A 16,700-nucleotide genomic window follows, 5' to 3' on the forward strand; every position below is an offset into this window, starting at 1 on the left:
CGGCGACCGGGGTGAGCGTAATATACGAAACGGCTATATTTCGTTTAATTAGAGACATATGGGAATCATCAAGATATCCGAGCACATGCACGAACGGCTGCGCTCGACCAGTACCGCGCTGAGCCGTTCGATCAATGCGCAGGCGGAGCACTGGCTGCGCGTCGGGATGCTGGCGGAACTCAATCCGTCGCTGTCCTACGGCGATATCTGCCGGCTGCTGATCGAGACCGAAGCGCGCGGCGGCGATGCCGGCCGCACGGAGTCGGTCGCCCACGGCATCGAGCAGGTGGCGTAATGGCGAGGCGCGAAATCCCGATCCGCGGTGCCGCGGAAATCGCCAAGTCGCGCGAGGCCGCGAAGCTCGCGTCCCAGGTGCTGACGATGATCACCGAACACGTGAAACCGGGCGTCACCACCGACGAGCTGGACGTGCGCTGCCGCGAATATATCGTCGACGTGCTCGGCGCGATCCCGGCGAATATCGGCTATCACGGCTATCCGAAAACCCTGTGCACGTCGGTCAATCACGTGGTCTGTCACGGCATTCCGTCGTCGCGGCCGATGCGCGACGGCGACATCGTGAATCTCGACATCGCGGTGATCAAGGACGGCTGGTTCGGCGACACGAGCCGAATGTACTTCGTCGGCGAGCCGGGCGAACTCGCGCGGCGCCTCGTCGCGACGACCTATGAGGCGATGCATGCGGGCATCCGCGCGGTGCGTCCCGGCGCGACGCTCGGCGACGTCGGCTATGCGATCCAGCAGGTCGCGCATCGTGAGGGATTCAGCGTGGTCCGCGAGTACTGCGGGCACGGGATCGGCGACGTGTACCACGACGAGCCGCAGGTGCTGCACTATGGCCGCCCGGGCACCGGCGTGCCGCTGCGGCCGGGGATGATCTTCACGATCGAGCCGATGCTGAATGCGGGCAAGCGCGATACGCGCGTGCTGGCGGACGGCTGGACGGTCGTCACGAAGGATCACTCGCTGTCCGCGCAGTGGGAGCACATGGTCGTCGTGACGGAGCAGGGCTTCGAGATCCTGTCGGACGACGTGACGCCGCCGGCGTTCGCGGCGCTTTCCGGCACGCACGCGGCCTGACGCGCGGCGGGCCGCGCGCAACGACGCAACGACGCAACGACGCAACGACGCAACGACGCAACGACGCAACGACGCAACGAAAACGGGCCCCGCTCATCAACGGGGCCCGTTTTCGTTGGCGGCCAAGCGGCGCGATCAGCAGGCGGCGGCCTCCGCAGCCGCCGCTGGCAGCGTCATGCGGCTCGACCGCGCGCCTTCTGCCACGCGTGTTCGACGAACACGCGGCACAGCGCTTCCATCCCGTTGCGGTCCTCGTCGTCGAAACGCGCGGCGACGGGGCTATCGACGTCCCACACACCGATCAGCGTGCCGTCGGCCGCTACCAGCGGCACGACGATTTCCGATTCCGACGCGGCGTCGCAGGCGATATGGCCGGGGAATGCATGCACGTCGCGCACGACCTGCGTCTCGCGGGTCTGCGCAGCCGTGCCGCACACGCCCTTGCCGAGCGCGATCCGCACACACGCGGGCTTGCCCTGAAACGGCCCGACCACGAGTTCCGAACCGTCGAAGAAATAGAAGCCGGCCCAGTTCAGGCGGTCGAGCGAGTGATAGACGAGCGCGGAGAAGTTCGCGGCGTTCGCGGTCAGGTCGCGTTCCGATTCGACGAGCGCGCGTGCCTGCTCGACGAGCGTCGCATAGAGTTCGGCCTTGGAGGCGTGAGGGTCGGTGGACAGCGTGAACATGGCTGAAAGGCGAAAAGAGGTTGTGAACAGCGGGGTTGTGAAAAGGGCCGTGAAAAGCGCGATGCGCGTCCCGCAGTCTACGGCACGCGCGGCCGGTCTGCAGCGTCCGGTTCGCGACGCACACGCCGAACGCCGAACGCGGGGCGATCGCCGTGGCGATGTCGCTCAATCAGGTTCGAGTTCGGCGAACCGCTCGGCCAGGAAATCGAGCAGCGCGCGCACCGCGGGCAGCAGCCCGCGCCGCGACGCGAACACCGCATGCACGATCTCGCGGCGCGGCGCCCAGTCGGGCAGCACGGTCGCCAGGTCGCCGTGCGCGACCTCGTCGCGCACCATCATCGTCGGCAACTGCACGACGCCGACGCCCGCAACGGCCGCCGCACGCAGCGCGAGCATGCCGCCCGTCACGAGCCGCGGCTGATGGTGGATTTCCGCCTGCGCGCCGTCGGGGCCGCGCAGCCGCCACACGTGCGTCGCCTGCGGCACGCCGTGATCGAGGCTCGGCAGGCGGGTCAGGTCGGCGGGGACGGCCGGCACGCCGCGCTCGCGCAGCAACGCGGGGCTCGCGACGAGGCACTGGCCGCGCTCGGCCAGCACGCGCAGCGCGAGATCGCTGTCCTCGAGCGGCGGCGGGCGCACGCGGATCGCGACATCGATCCCTTCGCCGACCACGTCGACGCGCCGGTTGGTCGCTTCCAGGTGAATCTCGACGCGCGGGCACGCGACCATGAACGCGGCGATCATCGTGCCGACCAGCGAATCGAGCAGCACGATCGGGCAACTGACCCGCACGATGCCGCGCGGCTCCTCGTGCAGCAGCGCGATCGCCTCGTCGGCGGCGTCCGCCTCGACGAGCATCGCGCGACAATGCGCGTAGTAGGTCTGGCCGACGTCGGTGACGGTGAAACGGCGCGTCGAACGCTGGATCAGCCGCATCCCGAGCCGCGCCTCGAGCAGCGCGATGCGGCGGCTCAGCTTCGACTTCGGCATGTTCAGTGCGCGCCCGGCCGGCGCGAAGCCGCCGTGCTCGACCACCTGCACGAAGTAATAGAGATCGTTCAGATCCCGTTCGTTATCGTTCATGAAATAGAACGCTGAGTGCGATTTTGGCAGTCTACCGGATCGATCGTTCCACCTCTATATTCCTACTCAGGATGCGAAACACGTGTTTCGCCGCAATTCGGAGAAGGCAAATGAAGAAGATCCAGGGTGTGTACAGTGCGCCGCGCGGTCATTGGGTCGGCGACGGTTTCCCGGTGCGTTCGATGTTCAGCTACCAGTCTCACGGGACGCACCTGAGCCCGTTCCTGCTGCTCGACTACGCGGGTCCCGCGAACTTCGAGCCGGCTTCGGCACCGCGCGGGGTGGGCCAGCACCCGCACCGCGGGTTCGAAACGGTGACGATCGTCTATGACGGCGAAGTCGCGCACCGCGACTCGACCGGTGCGGGCGGTGTGATCGGCCCGGGCGACGTGCAATGGATGACGGCCGCGAGCGGGATCCTGCACGAGGAATTCCACTCGGAAGCGTTCACGAAGCGGGGCGGTCCGCTCGAGATGGTGCAGCTGTGGGTGAACCTGCCCGCCGCCGACAAGATGGGTGCGCCCGGCTATCAGACGATTCTGGACGCGGACATCCCGGTGGTCGAACTGCCGGACGGCGCAGGTCGCGCGCGGATCATCGCGGGTGAATTCGACGGGCGGCGCGGCCCGGCCCGCACGCACACGCCGATCGACGTGTGGGACGTGCGGCTCGCAGCCGGCGGCCGTGCGCGGTTCCCGGTCGCCGAAGGGCGCACGCTCGCGGTGGTCGTGCTGAGCGGTACGCTGCTGGTGAACGGTGAGACGGTCGCCCGCGAAGCGCAGTTCGTGCAGTTGAGCCGCGACGGCCGCGACGTCGAGATCGAAGCGAACGGCGACGCCAAGCTGCTGATCCTGAGCGGCGAGCCGATCGATGAGCCGGTCGTCGGTTACGGGCCGTTCGTGATGAACTCGCAAGAGGAAATCCGGACCGCGATCGACGATTTCAACAACGGCCGCTTCGGCCAGATGCCGGCATGACAGTCGTGCAGTAATAACGGCATGACGAACAGGCCCCGCGCGATGCGGGGCTTTTTTTCGCGCGCGAGCAGGCGGTCGCGCGCGGTGTGCGCTTCGGGGCATAATCGACGGTTGCCGCGCGCCGGCCGGCGCGCCCGAATCAGGACCGCACATGAACGCATCCGCCGCATCCCCGAGCGCCGTCGATCTCGACTGGCGCTGGAAATCCTTCGACGCGCTGACTGCGCGCGAAGTCTATTCGATCCTCGAGGCGCGCAGCGCCGTGTTCGTCGTCGAGCAGAACTGCGTGTATCGCGACATCGACGACGCGGACCAGACCGCGTGGCACCTGGCCGCGTTCGATCCGGCCGGCCGCCTGGCCGGTTATCTGCGCGTGCTGCTGCCCGATGCGCAGAACACCGACGTGCGGATCGGCCGCGTGCTGACGACAGCCGCGTTCCGTGGCGCGGGCCTCGGCAACGGGCTGCTGTCGCGCGCGCTCGAGCATATCCGCGCGCAGTGGCCGGATACGCCGGTGAGCCTGCACGCGCAGGCGCACTTGCAGCGTTTCTACGGCGCATTCGGCTTTACGCCGAGTTCGGACGTGCATGACGAGGACGGCATTCCGCACGTGTGGATGAGCAGCGCGCGCGCGTGATGCGCACCGCGCGGCGCCGCGGTCAGTGCGCGGCGTGCGGCACCGGCGGCTTGTCCGCGTGCTGCACCGCGCGTTCGCCGATCAGACGACCGCGCGCGGACAACCGCAACCAGTGCCGCAGCGCGATCAGCGCGCCGATCACGCTCATCATCGAACCCGGAATCCACAGCAGCAGGCCGCCGATCTGCTGGTCGCGCAGCGGGCTGAGCCACGTAAATGCGCGTCCGCAGATCGAGTAGATCGGATACAGCTCGTGCGGCGTGAAGAAGATCAGCGCGCCGAGCGCGATCTGCGGCGGGATCGCCGCGACGACGATCAGGATCCGGCGGCCCGGCGACAGCCGCGCTGGCGGCGCGGGACGCGGATCGACGACGAGCCACCAGAACAGCAGCCCGTCGATCACCATGCTCCAGTTCATCACGCGATACAGGCGCCAGTCGAGCATCGCGACGAAGTGGATCGGCGACAGCAGCCAGAAATAGATCAGCCCGACGAACAGCACGACCGCGACGACCGGATGGAACACCACGTCGAGCGTCGCGCGCACGGGTGCCCACGCGAGCGCGGGGCGCACGAAGCGTTGCCGCCAGCGAAACGGAATGCCCGCGCGGATCGCGGCGCCCGGGTAGGCCAGTGCGATGAAGAACGGCCCGAGGTGATGCAGCACCAGGTGCTGCGCGCGGTGCAGGAAGAATTCGTGCTCGAAGAAGTAGTCGAGCCGCGTATGCAGCGCGATGTAGAGCGCCGTCAGCCCGAGCCAGAACGAGAACTGCCGCAGCGGCGACACCTTCGCCTTCTTCACGCCGCGCGCGAACAGCACGGCGGCCGTCAGCACCGCGATGACCACGGTCGGCGACGGTTCCCACGGATCGAGCCAGTACAGGACGTTCATCGCGCGCGCATCACTTCGCCTGGGCCGGCGACTTCACGGCGAACGGCGTGTCGACCGTTTCGCCGTCGGAGAACTTCAGGCGCAGGCGCACGGTGTCGCCGGGCTTGATCGCGTGCTTCGGTTCCTCGAGCATGAAGTGATAGCCGCCCGGCGCGATGTCGACCTTGCCGCGCGCGGGGATCGTCAGTTTGTCGACCATTTCCATCTTCTGCGTCGAGCCGTTCGACACGGTCTGGTGCAGCATCGCCATCCCGTAGTCGGGGCTGTCGACGTCGACGAGATCGACCGGCTTGTCGCCCGTGTTGACGAGCGTCACGTAGCCGCCCGCGGGCAGCCGGTTCGGCAGCCAGCGCACCCATGCATTCTGCGCGGTGATCGCGCCCGCGGCACTGGCTTGCGCAGCGGTGCACAGCGCGGCGAGGAGGGCGAACGTCTTGAGGGTCGTCTTCATGTCGGAGTTCGGAATTCAGGAGGGAGTGGAGGCGGTGTCGATGATCCGGCGTACATCGGCGGCGATGGCGTCGGGCGAATCGCGGTCGGTCGCGAGCAGGCGCGCGCGGCCGGTCGCGTCGAAGATGTACACGGCCGAGCTGTGCGTGACTTCGTAGCCGCCGGACGGATCGCGTTTTTCCATCTGGTACGCGACCCGATAGCGTTTCGCGAGCGATTCGATCTGGCCGTCGGTGCCGGTCAGGCCGTGCGCGTGCGCGGCATCGAACGCGGCGACGTACGACTGCATCGCCTGCGGCGTGTCGCGCGCGGGATCGACCGAGACGAACAGGATGCGCACGCCGTTCGCCTGCGGGCCGAGCTTCGCGAGCACTTCCATCAGCCGCGCCATCGTTTCGGGGCAGACGTCCGGACAGTGCGTGTAGCCGAAATAGACGAGCGCGATGCGGCCGCGAAACGCGTTCGCGTCGACCGGGCGGCCGTCGCCGCCGGTGAGCGTGAACGACAGGTCGGGCAGGTGGCCCGTGACGTTGGTCAGGCGCCAGCTCGGCTCGTCGTGCGTGCAGGCGGCGAGCGCGACGGCGGCGGTCAGCGCCGCGGCCGTGCGGACGAGGCGGGTCAGGCTGAGGAAGCGCCAGTGCGGCGCGGGACGGGCAGACGACATCCTGGGGCTCGATCGGACGGAACGGTCGTCGGCCGGCGCGGCGCCATGCGTCGCGCGGCCGGCGGTTGCCGACTGTAGCGCAATTCCCGCGCCCGCGTCCTTTCGAAACCCGTGCGGCACGGGCGAGCGGGGCAATATGTCGCAGTTGACGCGGATGGCGGCGCGAGGCAAGCCCCGCACCGGTTTCGCCCATCTCGGTACGCAGGCGCGGTAAGATGCGCACAATTCCATTCTCGCAGCGGCGGCCCCGCGTTTGCAGGCCGCTCTCAGACCATCGAATCGATGCAATCCGTTCCGGCTTCCCTGTCCCTGACCGATACCGCGTTCTTTTTCGACTTCGACGGCACGCTCGTCGAGCTGGCGCCGACGCCCGACAGCATTCACGTGCCGCCGTCGCTGCTGTCGCTGCTCGATGAACTGCGGCGCCGTTCGCACGGTGCAGTCGCCGTCGTGTCGGGTCGCGGCATCGACAACCTCGACACGTTCCTGAACATGCCGGACCTGCCGATCGCCGGCCTGCACGGCGCCGAGCGGCGCGACGCGAACGGCGACACGCAGCGCATCGGCTTCAACGACGAACGGCTGCTGCGCATCGAGCGCGAGCTCGCGGCCGTCGTCGACCGTCATCCGGGCATGCTGCTCGAAATCAAGGGGGCGGCCGTCGCGCTGCACTACCGCAACGCGCCCGAGCGTGAGCCGGCCGCGCGCGCAGCGGCCGAGCGCCTCGTCGCCGAATATGCGGATGCGTACGTGCTGCAGCCCGGCAAGATGGTGTTCGAGATCAAGCCGAAGGGTGTCGACAAGGGGCGCGCGCTGGCCGCGTTCCTCGACGAGCCGCCATTCGCGGGCCGCGTGCCGCTGTTCGCGGGCGACGACCTGACCGACGAGAAGGGCTTCGCGGTGGTCAACGCGCGCGGCGGCCTGTCGATCAAGGTCGGCGCGGGCGAGACGTCGGCCCGCACGCGGCTCGACTCGGTCGACGCGCTGCACGCGCAGATCGCCCGCTGGCTTGGCGCGGAGCAGCCGGGCGCATGAGCCGACTCATCATCGTTTCGAACCGCGTCGCCCCGATTTCGGAAGGCGAGCCGGCGGCGGGCGGTCTCGCGATCGGCGTCTACGATGCGCTGAAGGAGACGGGCGGCATGTGGTTCGGCTGGAGCGGCGAGGTGGTCGCGTCCGGTGCGCCGCAGATCCGCATCGAGGAGCGCGGCCCCGTGACGTTCGCGACCGTCGGGCTGTCGCGCCGCGATTACGACCAGTACTACCGCGGTTTCTCGAACGCGACGCTGTGGCCCGCGTTCCATTACCGCGCGGACCTGATCCAGTACGACCGCCACGAGTTCGACGGCTACGGCCGTGTGAACGTCTGGCTCGCGCAGCAGCTCGTGCCGCTGCTGCAGGACGACGACGTGATCTGGGTGCACGACTATCACCTGATCCCGTTCGCGCGTGCGCTGCGTGCGGCCGGCGTGAAGAACCGCATCGGCTTTTTCCTGCACATTCCGTTTCCGGCCGCGCAGGTGCTCGTCAACGTGCCGCCGCATCGCGAACTCGTCGAGTCGCTGTGCGCGTTCGATCTGCTCGGCTTCCAGACCGAGCCGGACCTGCGCGCGTTCTGCGACTACATCGAGTTCGAGGCCGGCGGCGAAGTGGCGCGCGAAGGGCACACGGTGCGCGTGAGCGCGTTCGGCAACACGCTGCGCGCGGCCGCCTATCCGATCGGCGTGTATCCGGACGAGATCGCGTCGCTCGCGCAGGCGGGCGAGCACGGCAAGGCCGCGCGCATGGCCACGTCGCTGCGCGGGCGCCAACTGATCATGAGCGTCGACCGGCTCGATTATTCGAAGGGGCTCGTCGAGCGGTTCCGCGCGTTCGAGAAGCTGCTGGAGCACCAGACCTCGATCCGCAACCGCGTGTCGTTCCTGCAGATCGCGCCGTCGACGCGCGCCGACCTGCGCGCGTACCAGGACATCCGCCTGCAGCTCGAAGCGGAGTCGGGGCGCATCAATGGCCGCTATGCGGAGCTCGACTGGGCGCCGATTCTCTACATTCACCGCCAGTACGATCGGCAGGTGCTGGCCGCACTGTATCGCCTCGCCCGCGTGGGCTTCGTGACGCCGCTGCGCGACGGGATGAACCTGGTCGCGAAGGAGTACGTGTCCGCGCAGAATCCGGACGATCCGGGCGTGCTGGTGTTGTCGCGCTTCGCGGGCGCCGCGCGCGAGCTGACGGGCGCGCTGATCGTCAATCCGATCGACATCGACGGAATGGCCGATGCGCTGTCGCAGGCGCTGACGATGCCGCTCGCGGAGCGGCGCGCGCGTTATGCGGACATGATTGCGCAGCTGCGCGAGAACAACGTGTCGGTGTGGCGCGACAACTTCCTGCGCGACCTGCAGCGCGTGTAATGGGCGCGCCGCGCGGCGGAGCCCGCGCGCCGCGATGAAAAAAAGCCGCCGTGCTTCACGCACGGCGGCTTTTTTATCGGCTGCCAGGACGGGATGCTGCCTGGGCGGCGTCAGGCCACGCGTTCGCCGGTCGGTGCGGTGCCGTCGGGGGCGTGATGGCGGCCGTGCTGCTTCGCGAGCAGGTCGCGGTACAGGCCCGGACGGTTGCGCAGCACGTCGGGGCTGCCGTCGTCGATCACCTTGCCGTTGCTCATCACGATGATCCGGTCGAAGTTGCGCAGCGTCGACAGCCGGTGCGCGATCGCGATCACCGTGCGGCCGACCATCAGGCGGTCGAGCGCGCTCTGGATCGCTTCCTCGGATGCGCTGTCGAGTGCGGACGTCGCTTCGTCGAGCAGCAGGATCGGCGCGTCCTTCAGGATCGCGCGCGCGATCGCGATGCGCTGGCGCTGGCCGCCCGACAGTTTCACGCCGCGGTCGCCGACGATCGTGTCATAGCCTTCCGGCATCGCCTCGATGAACTCCGAGCAGCGGGCGTCGCGCGCGGCGGCGAGCACTTCCTCGCGGGTCGCCTCGGGGCGGCCGTACGCGATGTTGTCGTAGATGGTCCGGTGCAGCAGCGAGATGTCCTGCGGCACGAGCGCGATGGCATGGCGCAGGCTGTCCTGCGTGATCGCCTTCACGTCCTGGCCGTCGACCTTCACGGCGCCGTCCTGCGTGTCGTAGAAGCGCTGCAGCAGCGCGAGCACGGTCGACTTGCCGGCGCCCGACTTGCCGATCAGGCCGACGCGCTGGCCCGGTTCGATCTGGAGATCGAAGTGGTCGAGGATCGCGCGGCGATGCGGATATGCGAACGTCACGCGTTCGAAATCGACGCGGCCGCCCTTGGCCGACAGCGGCTGCGCGTCGGAGCGGTCCGGCATTCCGTGCGGCTCGAGCAGCGTCTTCACGGCTTCGGACAGGCGTGCCACGTGCTGCGTGACGTCGACGAGCGCGACGGCGAGATCGCGGGTGCCGTGCAGGATCGTGAAGCCGAGCGAGCTGACGAGCACGATGTCGCCGGAGGTCGCGCGGCCCTGATCCCACAGCCACAGCGCCCAGCCGAGCAGGCCGGCGGACAGCATCGCGGTGATCACCGCGTGCAGCAGGCGCAGCTTCTCGAGGTAGAACAGGCTTTGCTGGCGCGCGTCCATCTCGGCCTTCACCGTCGCGCCGAAGCGCTTCTGTTCGCGCAGCGTCATCCCGAATGCGCGCACGAGGCCCATGTTGCCGATCACGTCGACGAGCTCGCCGTCGACCGCGGCGGCCTTCGACGCGAACGCGTGATGGCGCGCGGAGCCGCGCCCGGCGAGCTTGAACAGCACGACGGAGAGCACGGCCGAACAGCTGAGCAGCCCGGCGGCCATCAGCGGGTTCACGACGATGATCATCAGGATCGCGCCCATCACCGCGATGCACGGCGGCAGCACGTTCCACGCCATCGTGTTCTCCGACGTATAGACGGCGTTCGACGTGGCGGTGATGCGGCTCGCGAGCGTGCCCGGCTGCTTTTCCGAGTAGTAGGTCGGCGAATGGCCGATCAGGTACTGGAACAGGTCGCGCCGCAGGTCGCCGGTGACCGCGACGAACGTGTGCGCGGCGGCCCAGCCGCCGACGCGCCACAGCAGGTTGTCGGCCGCGATCAGGCCGACGAGCAGCGCGAACGCGCTCCACAGCGGGCCCGGATGATGGCGCCCGGTCGCGAGCACGTCGATCAGGTGCTTGATCGCGTATTGCGAGCCGAGCGCGCAGCCGACGGCGGCCAGCACGCTGCAGAGCACGACGAGGTGCGCGACCGGATGCAGGCGGATGTAGCGGAACAGGAACGCGATCGGCCGATGCGCGTAGCTCGACAGCTTCGCGTTGTGGGCGTTGCGCTGGGCAGGGGTGAGAGATTCCAAAATATGCGTGCGGTGATTCGGTGATTGAGCGGATCGGCTGGATCGCAGCCCGCGGCCGCCCGGACTGAATAATCCGGCATTGTAAACAAGGCCGTGCATTGCGCTGCGCGAATCTTGCCTTGGTCAGGGGCGCGCGATCAATTTTGAGATAAAATCCGGCATCCGTCCTGCCGCATGCACCGGAATCACGCTGCCGGCCGTGGCGGGATGACTCGGAACGCCAAAAGGGCCTTCCACTCTAGAACGGACACCCAAGTCCGCGGGTTGCAAAGTGTTGCGCCTTTGTAACAAAGCAAAGAGTTTGAAATGTTGTGCGCCGTATCGGGATTAACCCTAGATAATCGGCTCCGGGTTCGATTCCAGGTTTTTTACGAACCCCTGTCAACGGGTCTTCGTTTCAAACGTTCTATGCCTGTCGCGTCGCCGACGCTCCTTGAGCAGCGCGGGTTCGACGCCCCCGGCAGGCTGATTCGTCCGATTTTTCGGATGAAATGCATCCAGCCCGGACCGCCGGCAGGTTGCCGACCCATACCTGGTTTTTAGCCGATTTTTTAGGAGTTACGCATGCGAATCGCCCAAATCGCTCCGTTGCACGAAGCGGTGCCCCCGAAACTGTACGGTGGTACCGAGCGAGTGGTGTCCTACCTCACCGAAGCACTTGTCGAGATGGGGCATGACGTCACGCTCTTCGCGAGCGGCGATTCGCAAACGTCGGCGAAGCTCGAAGCGTGCTGGCCGCAGGCACTGCGCCTCGACCCGACGATCCGCGACGTGATGGCTCCGCACATGCTGCTCCTCGAGCAGGTGCGCCGCCGCGCGGAAGAGTTCGACGTCCTGCACTGCCACATCGACTACTACCCGTTCTCGCTGTTCTCGCGCCAGCCGGTCCCGCATCTGACGACGATGCACGGCCGTCTCGACCTGCCGGAACTGCAGCCGATCTTCAATGCGTTCAGCGACGTGCCGGTCGTGTCGATCTCCGACAACCAGCGCATCCCGCTGCCGCAGGCGAACTGGCTGTCGACCGTGTATCACGGCCTGCCGGAAAACCTGCTGACGCCGATCCCGAACGTGAAGCCGAGCTACCTCGCGTTCCTCGGCCGCATCTCGCCGGAAAAGCGCGTCGACACCGCGATCCGCATCGCCGAGCAGGCCGGCCTGCCGATCAAGATCGCCGCGAAGCTCGACAAGGCTGACCGCGCGTACTACGAAGAGAAGATCAAGCCGCTGTTCGCGCTGCCGCACGTCGAGTACATCGGCGAAATCAGCGAGTCGGAAAAGACCGAATTCCTGGGCAACGCGCATGCGCTGCTGTTCCCGATCGACTGGCCGGAGCCCTTCGGCCTGGTGATGATCGAGGCGATGGCGTGCGGCACGCCGGTGATCGCGTTCAAGCGCGGCTCGGTGCCGGAAGTGATCGACAACGGCGTGTCGGGCTTCGTCGTCGAAGACGAACTGTCGGCCGTCGCGGCGCTCAAGCGCCTCGATACGCTGCCGCGCGAGAAGGTGCGCGCCGCATTCGAAGCCCGCTTCTCGTCGAAGGTGATGGCGCAGAACTACGTGAAGGGCTACGAGGAACTGCTGCGCCAGAAGCACCGCACGGTGCTGCGCGAAGTCAACGCAGGCTGATGCCGGGCCGCCGGCCGCACTGCGGCTGAGGCCCCGTCATCGACGCCCCGTCCGGGTCTCCGGCGGGGCGTTGTCACATCTGCGGCGCGGATCTGTTGTATTCTCGCCGCGCCCGGCGCCGCGAACGGCCCCGGAAGCGGTCCGGCACGCCATCCGGCCGTCTGTCCAGACGGTAATGTCCCTATAATGGCCGTGCCGTGAAATCCGGCCCCGCACGAACATCGAGAGGAGAGCAGTCTTGGCGAGAACGAAAACCACGCGCGCAGCACCGGCCCCCGGCGCCGGCGTGATCTTCGCGTTGCGCGCGATCGGTCTCGTGCTGCTCGCGCGCTGGCTGTTCTCGATGTCCCAGATGGGCTATCGCGCGTCGCTGTCGGCGATGGTGTCGTCGCCCTGGGCGTTCGTCTATCTCGTCCTGATCTTCCTGCTGCTCGCGCTGCCGGGCGCCGTCGCGCGCGCCGAGCGGCCGTTCCATCCGCTGCCGCAGTGGCTGCGCCAGGCGCTGCGGGTCTTCGCGCTGATCGGTTTCCTGTTCGCCGTGTGGTCGATCGGCGCGTTCGCGTGGGCGGACGGCTGGCGCCGCGCGCTGCACGCGGTGACGGCGACCAACGGCTGGCTCGTCGCCGCGCCGGCGCTGTATGCGGCGATCGTCTGGATGTGCCGCCCGCGGCCGCTGTGGCGCACCAACGTGGCCGCGCGCCGCTTCGCGGTCGGCCGCTACGCGATCTCGCTCGATACGCTCACGCGTACCGCGATCGTCTGGATGGAGAGCCGCAAGGTCGGTCAGTACGACGCGCGCGAACTGTCGGTGCGCTGGCCCGGCCGGGTCGCGCCCGCCGTGGGCGAGCAGGGTGCGCAGCCGGCCGCCGTGCCGCCGCGTCGCGGCAGCCTGTTCCGGCGGCCGAAGGTGGAGCTGCTGTGGGATTCGCCGGCGGCCGTCGGCCATAACCGGCAGATCGTGATGCGCGCGCCGCTCGCGACCGAGGGCGACCGCATCGCGGTGCTCGCGCTCGACGCGGCGCTCAAACAGATCGTCTGACAAGGCCTGCGCGGCGCGGGCGACAAGGAGACGCAATGATCGTCCGCTGGTTGCTGGCAGCCGTTCACCTGATGGCATTCGGCGTCGCGTTCGCCGCGATCGCGGGACGCAACCGTGCGCTGCGCCGGGTCATCGCGTCGGCGCAGGCCGCCGACCTGCCCGGCGTGTTCAAGGCCGACGCGGCCTGGGGATTGTCCGCGCTGGTACTGATCGCGACCGGGCTCACGCGCGCATTCGGCGGCTTCGAGAAGGGCTCGGCGTACTACCTTCATGAGCCGCTCTTTCACCTCAAGATGACCGCGCTCGTGCTGATCCTGCTGCTCGAGATCGTGCCGATGCTCGGGCTGATCCGCTGGCGCATCGCCGCACGGCAGCAGCAGATGCCCGATCTGGGTCGCGCACGGACCTATGTGCGGATCGGCCACTGGCAGGCCGTGCTCGTGATGGTGATCGTGCTCGCCGCGTCGGGGATGGCGCGGGGGATTGGGCTGGCCGGGTAGGTGCGGCCGGCTAGGCGTGGCCGGGCAGATGCGGCCGGCTAGGCATGGCCGGGCAGGTGCAGCCGGCTAGGCCCGGCCGGCCGCGCATGTCGACCGGGCGGATCCGCCGCCCGTTTCGTCCCGCGCTCAGCGCACGAGGCAGGGGCGCTTGTTGTTGAACGTCCACCCCGGAATCAGATACTGCATCGCGGCCGCGTCGTCGCGCGCGCCCAGCCCGTGCTGCTTGTACAGCTCGTGCGCGACCGCGACCGCATCCATGTCGATGTCGATGCCGAGGCCCGGACGCTTCGGCACTTCCACGAGCCCGTTCTCGATCTTCAGCGGCTCGCGCGTCAGCCGTTCACCGTCCTGCCAGATCCAGTGCGTGTCGATCGCGGTGACCTGACCGGGCGCGGCGGCCGCGACGTGCGTGAACATCGCGAGCGATACGTCGAAGTGGTTGTTCGAATGCGAGCCCCACGTGAGGCCCCAGTCGCGGCACATCTGCGCGACGCGCACCGAGCCCTGCATCGTCCAGAAGTGCGGATCGGCGAGCGGGATGTCGACCGCCTGCAACTGCACCGCGTGGCCCATCTGGCGCCAGTCGGTCGCGATCATGTTGGTGGCCGTCGGCAGCCCGGTCGAGCGGCGGAATTCGGCCATCACCTCGCGGCCCGAATAACCGTTCTCCGCGCCGCACGGATCTTCCGCATATGCGAGCACGTGATGCAGGTCGCGGCACAGCCGCACGGCTTCGTCGAGCGACCACGCGCCGTTCGGATCGAGTGTCACGCGCGCTTCGGGGAAGCGCTCGGCAAGCGCCGTCACGGCGTCGATCTCGCGCGCGCCTTCGAACACGCCGCCCTTCAGCTTGAAGTCGTTGAACCCGTAGCGCGCATGCGCGGCTTCGGCGAGGCGCACGACCGCCTCGGGCGTCAGCGCGGCTTCGTCGCGCACGCGGGTCCAGTCGTCGGTCGCACCGCGGCCGTCGCGATAGGGCAGCGCAGTTTGTGTGCGGTCGCCGATGTAGAACAGATAGCCGAGCATCTCGACGCGCTCGCGCTGCTGCCCTTCGCCGAGGAGGGCAGCCACGGGCACGCCGAGATGCTGGCCGAGCAGGTCGAGCAGCGCGGCTTCGAGCGCGGTGACCGCGTGGATCGTGGTGCGCAGGTCGAAGGTCTGCAGGCCGCGGCCGCTCGCGTCGCGGTCGGCGAAGGTGCGCCGCACGTCGTTGAGTACCGCATGGTAGTTGCCGACCGGCTGACCGACGACGAGCGCGCGCGCGTCCTCCAGCGTGCGGCGGATGCTTTCGCCGCCCGGCACCTCGCCGACGCCGGTCCGGCCCGCGCTGTCCTTCAGGATCACGAGGTTGCGGGTGAAGAACGGGCCGTGCGCACCGCTCAGGTTGAGCAGCATGCTGTCGTGGCCGGCGACCGGAATGGCTTGCAAGTCGACGATGCGCGGCGTGTCGTGGGAAGGCGAGGCAGTGACGGCGTTCATGGCGGCGATGGCAAAAGAGTGGGCAATGCCGTGCGGCAAAATCTTTGCTGCGCGCGGCGGGAGGTGCGATCATTCGACAACCGACGTGCGCGGTGCGCAAGCCCCGCATGTCGACAGCAACCCGAAAGGATGGGGGCGACCCGCTCGATGCCGGTGTCGCGACAGGCCGGAGCACGCGCGCAAGCGCGCGTCGATCGGTCGCGAAACCGGGCGCCGGCAGCCGCGCAGAAGCGCGAATGCCGGCCGATCGCGAACCACGGGACCCGGCAGGCGCTGGAGCGCCAGCCTCGGTCGACAGGAGATCCGTGTCGCGATCATCAGTCGTCGGATGACTTGTGACGCAGTATAATGAATCATCGGCGTTCGCTCAAACCCCGCGTAAACCCTCGGCTCACATTACGATCATTCAAAAAGGAACCGGCCTCATGTCCGTGCCCACGCTTCCCGCAGCGCCGCGCCGTCGCGCACGCAGCCTCGCACAAGATGTCGTCGACGCGCTGACCGCGCAGATCGAAAACGGCACGCTGCGTCCCGGCGACAAGCTGCCGACCGAAACCGAAGTCATGGCGGCGCAGGGCGTCAGCCGCACGGTCGTGCGCGAAGCGATCTCGCGGATGCAGGCAAGCGGCCTCGTCGAGACGCGCCACGGCATCGGCAGCTTCGTGCTCGAGCCGACGCGCCGCCAGGCGCTCGGCATCGATCCCGCGACCATCACGACGCTGCGCGACGTGCTCGCGGTGCTCGAGCTGCGCATCAGCCTCGAAAGCGAATGCGCGAGCCTCGCCGCGCAGCGCGCGAACGACACCGATCTCGCCGCGCTGCGGCGCGCGCTCGACGCGATCGCGTCGGGGGCGGGTGGCGGCCGTGACACGGCACCACTCGATTTCCAGTTCCACCTGCAGATCGCGCAGTCCACCGGCAACCGCTATTTCGTCGACATCATGACGCAGCTCGGCGCGTCGATCATTCCGCGCACGCGCGTGAATTCGGCGCGCTTCGCCGGCGACGACCTCGAGCGCTATGTCGGCCGGCTCAATCACGAGCATGAAGACATTTACGAGGCGATCGCGCGTCACGACCCGGAAGCCGCGCGCGCCGCGATGCGCACGCACCTGACCAACAGCCGCGAGCGGCTGCGCCGTGCGCACGAGGCGGCCGAGGCGGAGCGCGACACGCAGGCCAGCTGACGCGTGGCCGCTGACACGGTCTGCGCAG

General features: G+C 68.3%; 17 protein-coding genes. 10 read left to right on the plus strand and 7 right to left on the minus strand.

The features are described 5' to 3' along the window. Positions 1–58: 58 nt before the first annotated feature. Both U4Y91_RS31470 and map read left to right on the plus strand, forming a co-directional pair. Positions 59–295, plus strand: coding sequence for a ParD-like family protein (locus U4Y91_RS31470; protein WP_321808318.1), 237 nt, complete (start codon positions 59–61; stop codon positions 293–295). After that, entirely contained in the window at positions 295–1,101 is an 807-nt protein-coding gene (gene map / locus U4Y91_RS31475) for a type I methionyl aminopeptidase (protein ID WP_321808319.1), read from the plus strand. Before U4Y91_RS31470 ends, map begins: the two co-directional genes overlap by 1 nt. A gap of 173 nt (positions 1,102–1,274) precedes the next feature. Here map and U4Y91_RS31480 read toward each other — a convergent pair whose 3' ends face one another. Continuing rightward, positions 1,275–1,787, minus strand: a complete 513-nt coding sequence (locus U4Y91_RS31480; protein WP_124487423.1) for a GAF domain-containing protein — start codon at positions 1,785–1,787, stop codon at positions 1,275–1,277. Positions 1,788–1,952: 165 nt separating this feature from the next. Further along, the gene (locus tag U4Y91_RS31485) at positions 1,953–2,870 is read right to left on the minus strand and encodes a LysR family transcriptional regulator (protein ID WP_321808320.1); all 918 of its coding nucleotides are present in this window, start codon (positions 2,868–2,870) and stop codon (positions 1,953–1,955) included. Between the two features lie 110 nt (positions 2,871–2,980). Between U4Y91_RS31485 and U4Y91_RS31490 the strand changes: the two genes are divergently transcribed. Together U4Y91_RS31490 and U4Y91_RS31495 are read left to right on the plus strand one after the other, a co-directional pair. After that, positions 2,981–3,847, plus strand: coding sequence for a pirin family protein (locus tag U4Y91_RS31490; RefSeq protein WP_321808321.1), 867 nt, complete (start codon positions 2,981–2,983; stop codon positions 3,845–3,847). Positions 3,848–3,998: 151 nt separating this feature from the next. Further along, positions 3,999–4,484, plus strand: a complete 486-nt coding sequence (locus U4Y91_RS31495) for a GNAT family N-acetyltransferase (RefSeq protein WP_321808322.1) — start codon at positions 3,999–4,001, stop codon at positions 4,482–4,484. Positions 4,485–4,506: 22 nt separating this feature from the next. Here U4Y91_RS31495 and U4Y91_RS31500 read toward each other — a convergent pair whose 3' ends face one another. The 3 genes from U4Y91_RS31500 to U4Y91_RS31510 are packed head-to-tail and all read right to left on the minus strand — an operon-like array spanning position 4,507 to position 6,490. Continuing rightward, positions 4,507–5,376 (minus strand): cytochrome c oxidase assembly protein, encoded by an 870-nt coding sequence (locus U4Y91_RS31500; RefSeq protein WP_321808323.1) that lies wholly within the window; start codon positions 5,374–5,376, stop codon positions 4,507–4,509. A 10-nt stretch (positions 5,377–5,386) separates the two neighbouring features. Further along, positions 5,387–5,827: a copper chaperone PCu(A)C gene (locus U4Y91_RS31505; protein WP_321808324.1), complete on the minus strand. Its 441-nt coding sequence runs from the start codon at positions 5,825–5,827 to the stop codon at positions 5,387–5,389. Between the two features lie 15 nt (positions 5,828–5,842). Continuing rightward, on the minus strand, positions 5,843–6,490 hold the full coding sequence (locus U4Y91_RS31510; RefSeq protein ID WP_321808325.1) for an SCO family protein: 648 nt from the start codon (positions 6,488–6,490) through the stop codon (positions 5,843–5,845). Positions 6,491–6,772: 282 nt separating this feature from the next. On the opposite strand from U4Y91_RS31510, the gene otsB reads away from it, so the two are divergent. Both otsB and otsA read left to right on the plus strand, forming a co-directional pair. Next, on the plus strand, positions 6,773–7,525 hold the full coding sequence (gene otsB / locus U4Y91_RS31515) for a trehalose-phosphatase (protein WP_321808326.1): 753 nt from the start codon (positions 6,773–6,775) through the stop codon (positions 7,523–7,525). Continuing rightward, positions 7,522–8,898, plus strand: coding sequence for an alpha,alpha-trehalose-phosphate synthase (UDP-forming) (gene otsA, locus U4Y91_RS31520; protein ID WP_321798481.1), 1,377 nt, complete (start codon positions 7,522–7,524; stop codon positions 8,896–8,898). The genes otsB and otsA overlap by 4 nt, the downstream gene beginning before the upstream one ends. Before the next feature lie 110 nt (positions 8,899–9,008). Here the strand turns inward: otsA and U4Y91_RS31525 are convergent, their stop codons facing one another. Then, positions 9,009–10,838 (minus strand): ABC transporter ATP-binding protein, encoded by a 1,830-nt coding sequence (locus U4Y91_RS31525; RefSeq protein WP_321808327.1) that lies wholly within the window; start codon positions 10,836–10,838, stop codon positions 9,009–9,011. A 564-nt stretch (positions 10,839–11,402) separates the two neighbouring features. Between U4Y91_RS31525 and U4Y91_RS31530 the strand changes: the two genes are divergently transcribed. The 3 genes from U4Y91_RS31530 (at position 11,403) to U4Y91_RS31540 (ending at position 14,006) form a co-directional block, all read left to right on the plus strand. After that, positions 11,403–12,467: a glycosyltransferase family 4 protein gene (locus U4Y91_RS31530; protein WP_124455992.1), complete on the plus strand. Its 1,065-nt coding sequence runs from the start codon at positions 11,403–11,405 to the stop codon at positions 12,465–12,467. Positions 12,468–12,705: 238 nt separating this feature from the next. Continuing rightward, positions 12,706–13,506 (plus strand): hypothetical protein, encoded by an 801-nt coding sequence (locus tag U4Y91_RS31535; RefSeq protein ID WP_321808328.1) that lies wholly within the window; start codon positions 12,706–12,708, stop codon positions 13,504–13,506. 35 nt (positions 13,507–13,541) lie between these two features. Further along, positions 13,542–14,006: a DUF2214 family protein gene (locus U4Y91_RS31540; RefSeq protein ID WP_124487413.1), complete on the plus strand. Its 465-nt coding sequence runs from the start codon at positions 13,542–13,544 to the stop codon at positions 14,004–14,006. A gap of 126 nt (positions 14,007–14,132) precedes the next feature. Here U4Y91_RS31540 and gudD read toward each other — a convergent pair whose 3' ends face one another. Next, positions 14,133–15,485 (minus strand): glucarate dehydratase, encoded by a 1,353-nt coding sequence (gudD, locus tag U4Y91_RS31545; RefSeq protein ID WP_321808329.1) that lies wholly within the window; start codon positions 15,483–15,485, stop codon positions 14,133–14,135. Between the two features lie 425 nt (positions 15,486–15,910). Between gudD and U4Y91_RS31550 the strand changes: the two genes are divergently transcribed. After that, positions 15,911–16,672, plus strand: a complete 762-nt coding sequence (locus U4Y91_RS31550; RefSeq protein ID WP_321808330.1) for a FadR/GntR family transcriptional regulator — start codon at positions 15,911–15,913, stop codon at positions 16,670–16,672. The last annotated feature ends 28 nt before the right edge of the window (positions 16,673–16,700 follow it).

Origin of the sequence: Burkholderia sp. BCC1993, from assembly GCF_905339865.1 — a bacterium.
GTDB lineage: Bacteria > Pseudomonadota > Gammaproteobacteria > Burkholderiales > Burkholderiaceae > Burkholderia.

Excerpts from the sequence above, each read along its gene's own strand:
- U4Y91_RS31470 (WP_321808318.1), top strand. The coding sequence starts at position 59 with ATGGGAATCATCAAGATATCCGAGCACATGCACGAACGGCTGCGCTCG.
- map (WP_321808319.1), top strand. The coding sequence starts at position 295 with ATGGCGAGGCGCGAAATCCCGATCCGCGGTGCCGCGGAAATCGCCAAG.
- U4Y91_RS31480 (WP_124487423.1), bottom strand. The coding sequence starts at position 1,787 with ATGTTCACGCTGTCCACCGACCCTCACGCCTCCAAGGCCGAACTCTAT.
- U4Y91_RS31485 (WP_321808320.1), bottom strand. The coding sequence starts at position 2,870 with ATGAACGATAACGAACGGGATCTGAACGATCTCTATTACTTCGTGCAG.
- U4Y91_RS31490 (WP_321808321.1), top strand. The coding sequence starts at position 2,981 with ATGAAGAAGATCCAGGGTGTGTACAGTGCGCCGCGCGGTCATTGGGTC.
- U4Y91_RS31495 (WP_321808322.1), top strand. The coding sequence starts at position 3,999 with ATGAACGCATCCGCCGCATCCCCGAGCGCCGTCGATCTCGACTGGCGC.
- U4Y91_RS31500 (WP_321808323.1), bottom strand. The coding sequence starts at position 5,376 with ATGAACGTCCTGTACTGGCTCGATCCGTGGGAACCGTCGCCGACCGTG.
- U4Y91_RS31505 (WP_321808324.1), bottom strand. The coding sequence starts at position 5,827 with ATGAAGACGACCCTCAAGACGTTCGCCCTCCTCGCCGCGCTGTGCACC.
- U4Y91_RS31510 (WP_321808325.1), bottom strand. The coding sequence starts at position 6,490 with ATGTCGTCTGCCCGTCCCGCGCCGCACTGGCGCTTCCTCAGCCTGACC.
- otsB (WP_321808326.1), top strand. The coding sequence starts at position 6,773 with ATGCAATCCGTTCCGGCTTCCCTGTCCCTGACCGATACCGCGTTCTTT.
- otsA (WP_321798481.1), top strand. The coding sequence starts at position 7,522 with ATGAGCCGACTCATCATCGTTTCGAACCGCGTCGCCCCGATTTCGGAA.
- U4Y91_RS31530 (WP_124455992.1), top strand. The coding sequence starts at position 11,403 with ATGCGAATCGCCCAAATCGCTCCGTTGCACGAAGCGGTGCCCCCGAAA.
- U4Y91_RS31540 (WP_124487413.1), top strand. The coding sequence starts at position 13,542 with ATGATCGTCCGCTGGTTGCTGGCAGCCGTTCACCTGATGGCATTCGGC.
- gudD (WP_321808329.1), bottom strand. The coding sequence starts at position 15,485 with ATGAACGCCGTCACTGCCTCGCCTTCCCACGACACGCCGCGCATCGTC.
- U4Y91_RS31550 (WP_321808330.1), top strand. The coding sequence starts at position 15,911 with ATGTCCGTGCCCACGCTTCCCGCAGCGCCGCGCCGTCGCGCACGCAGC.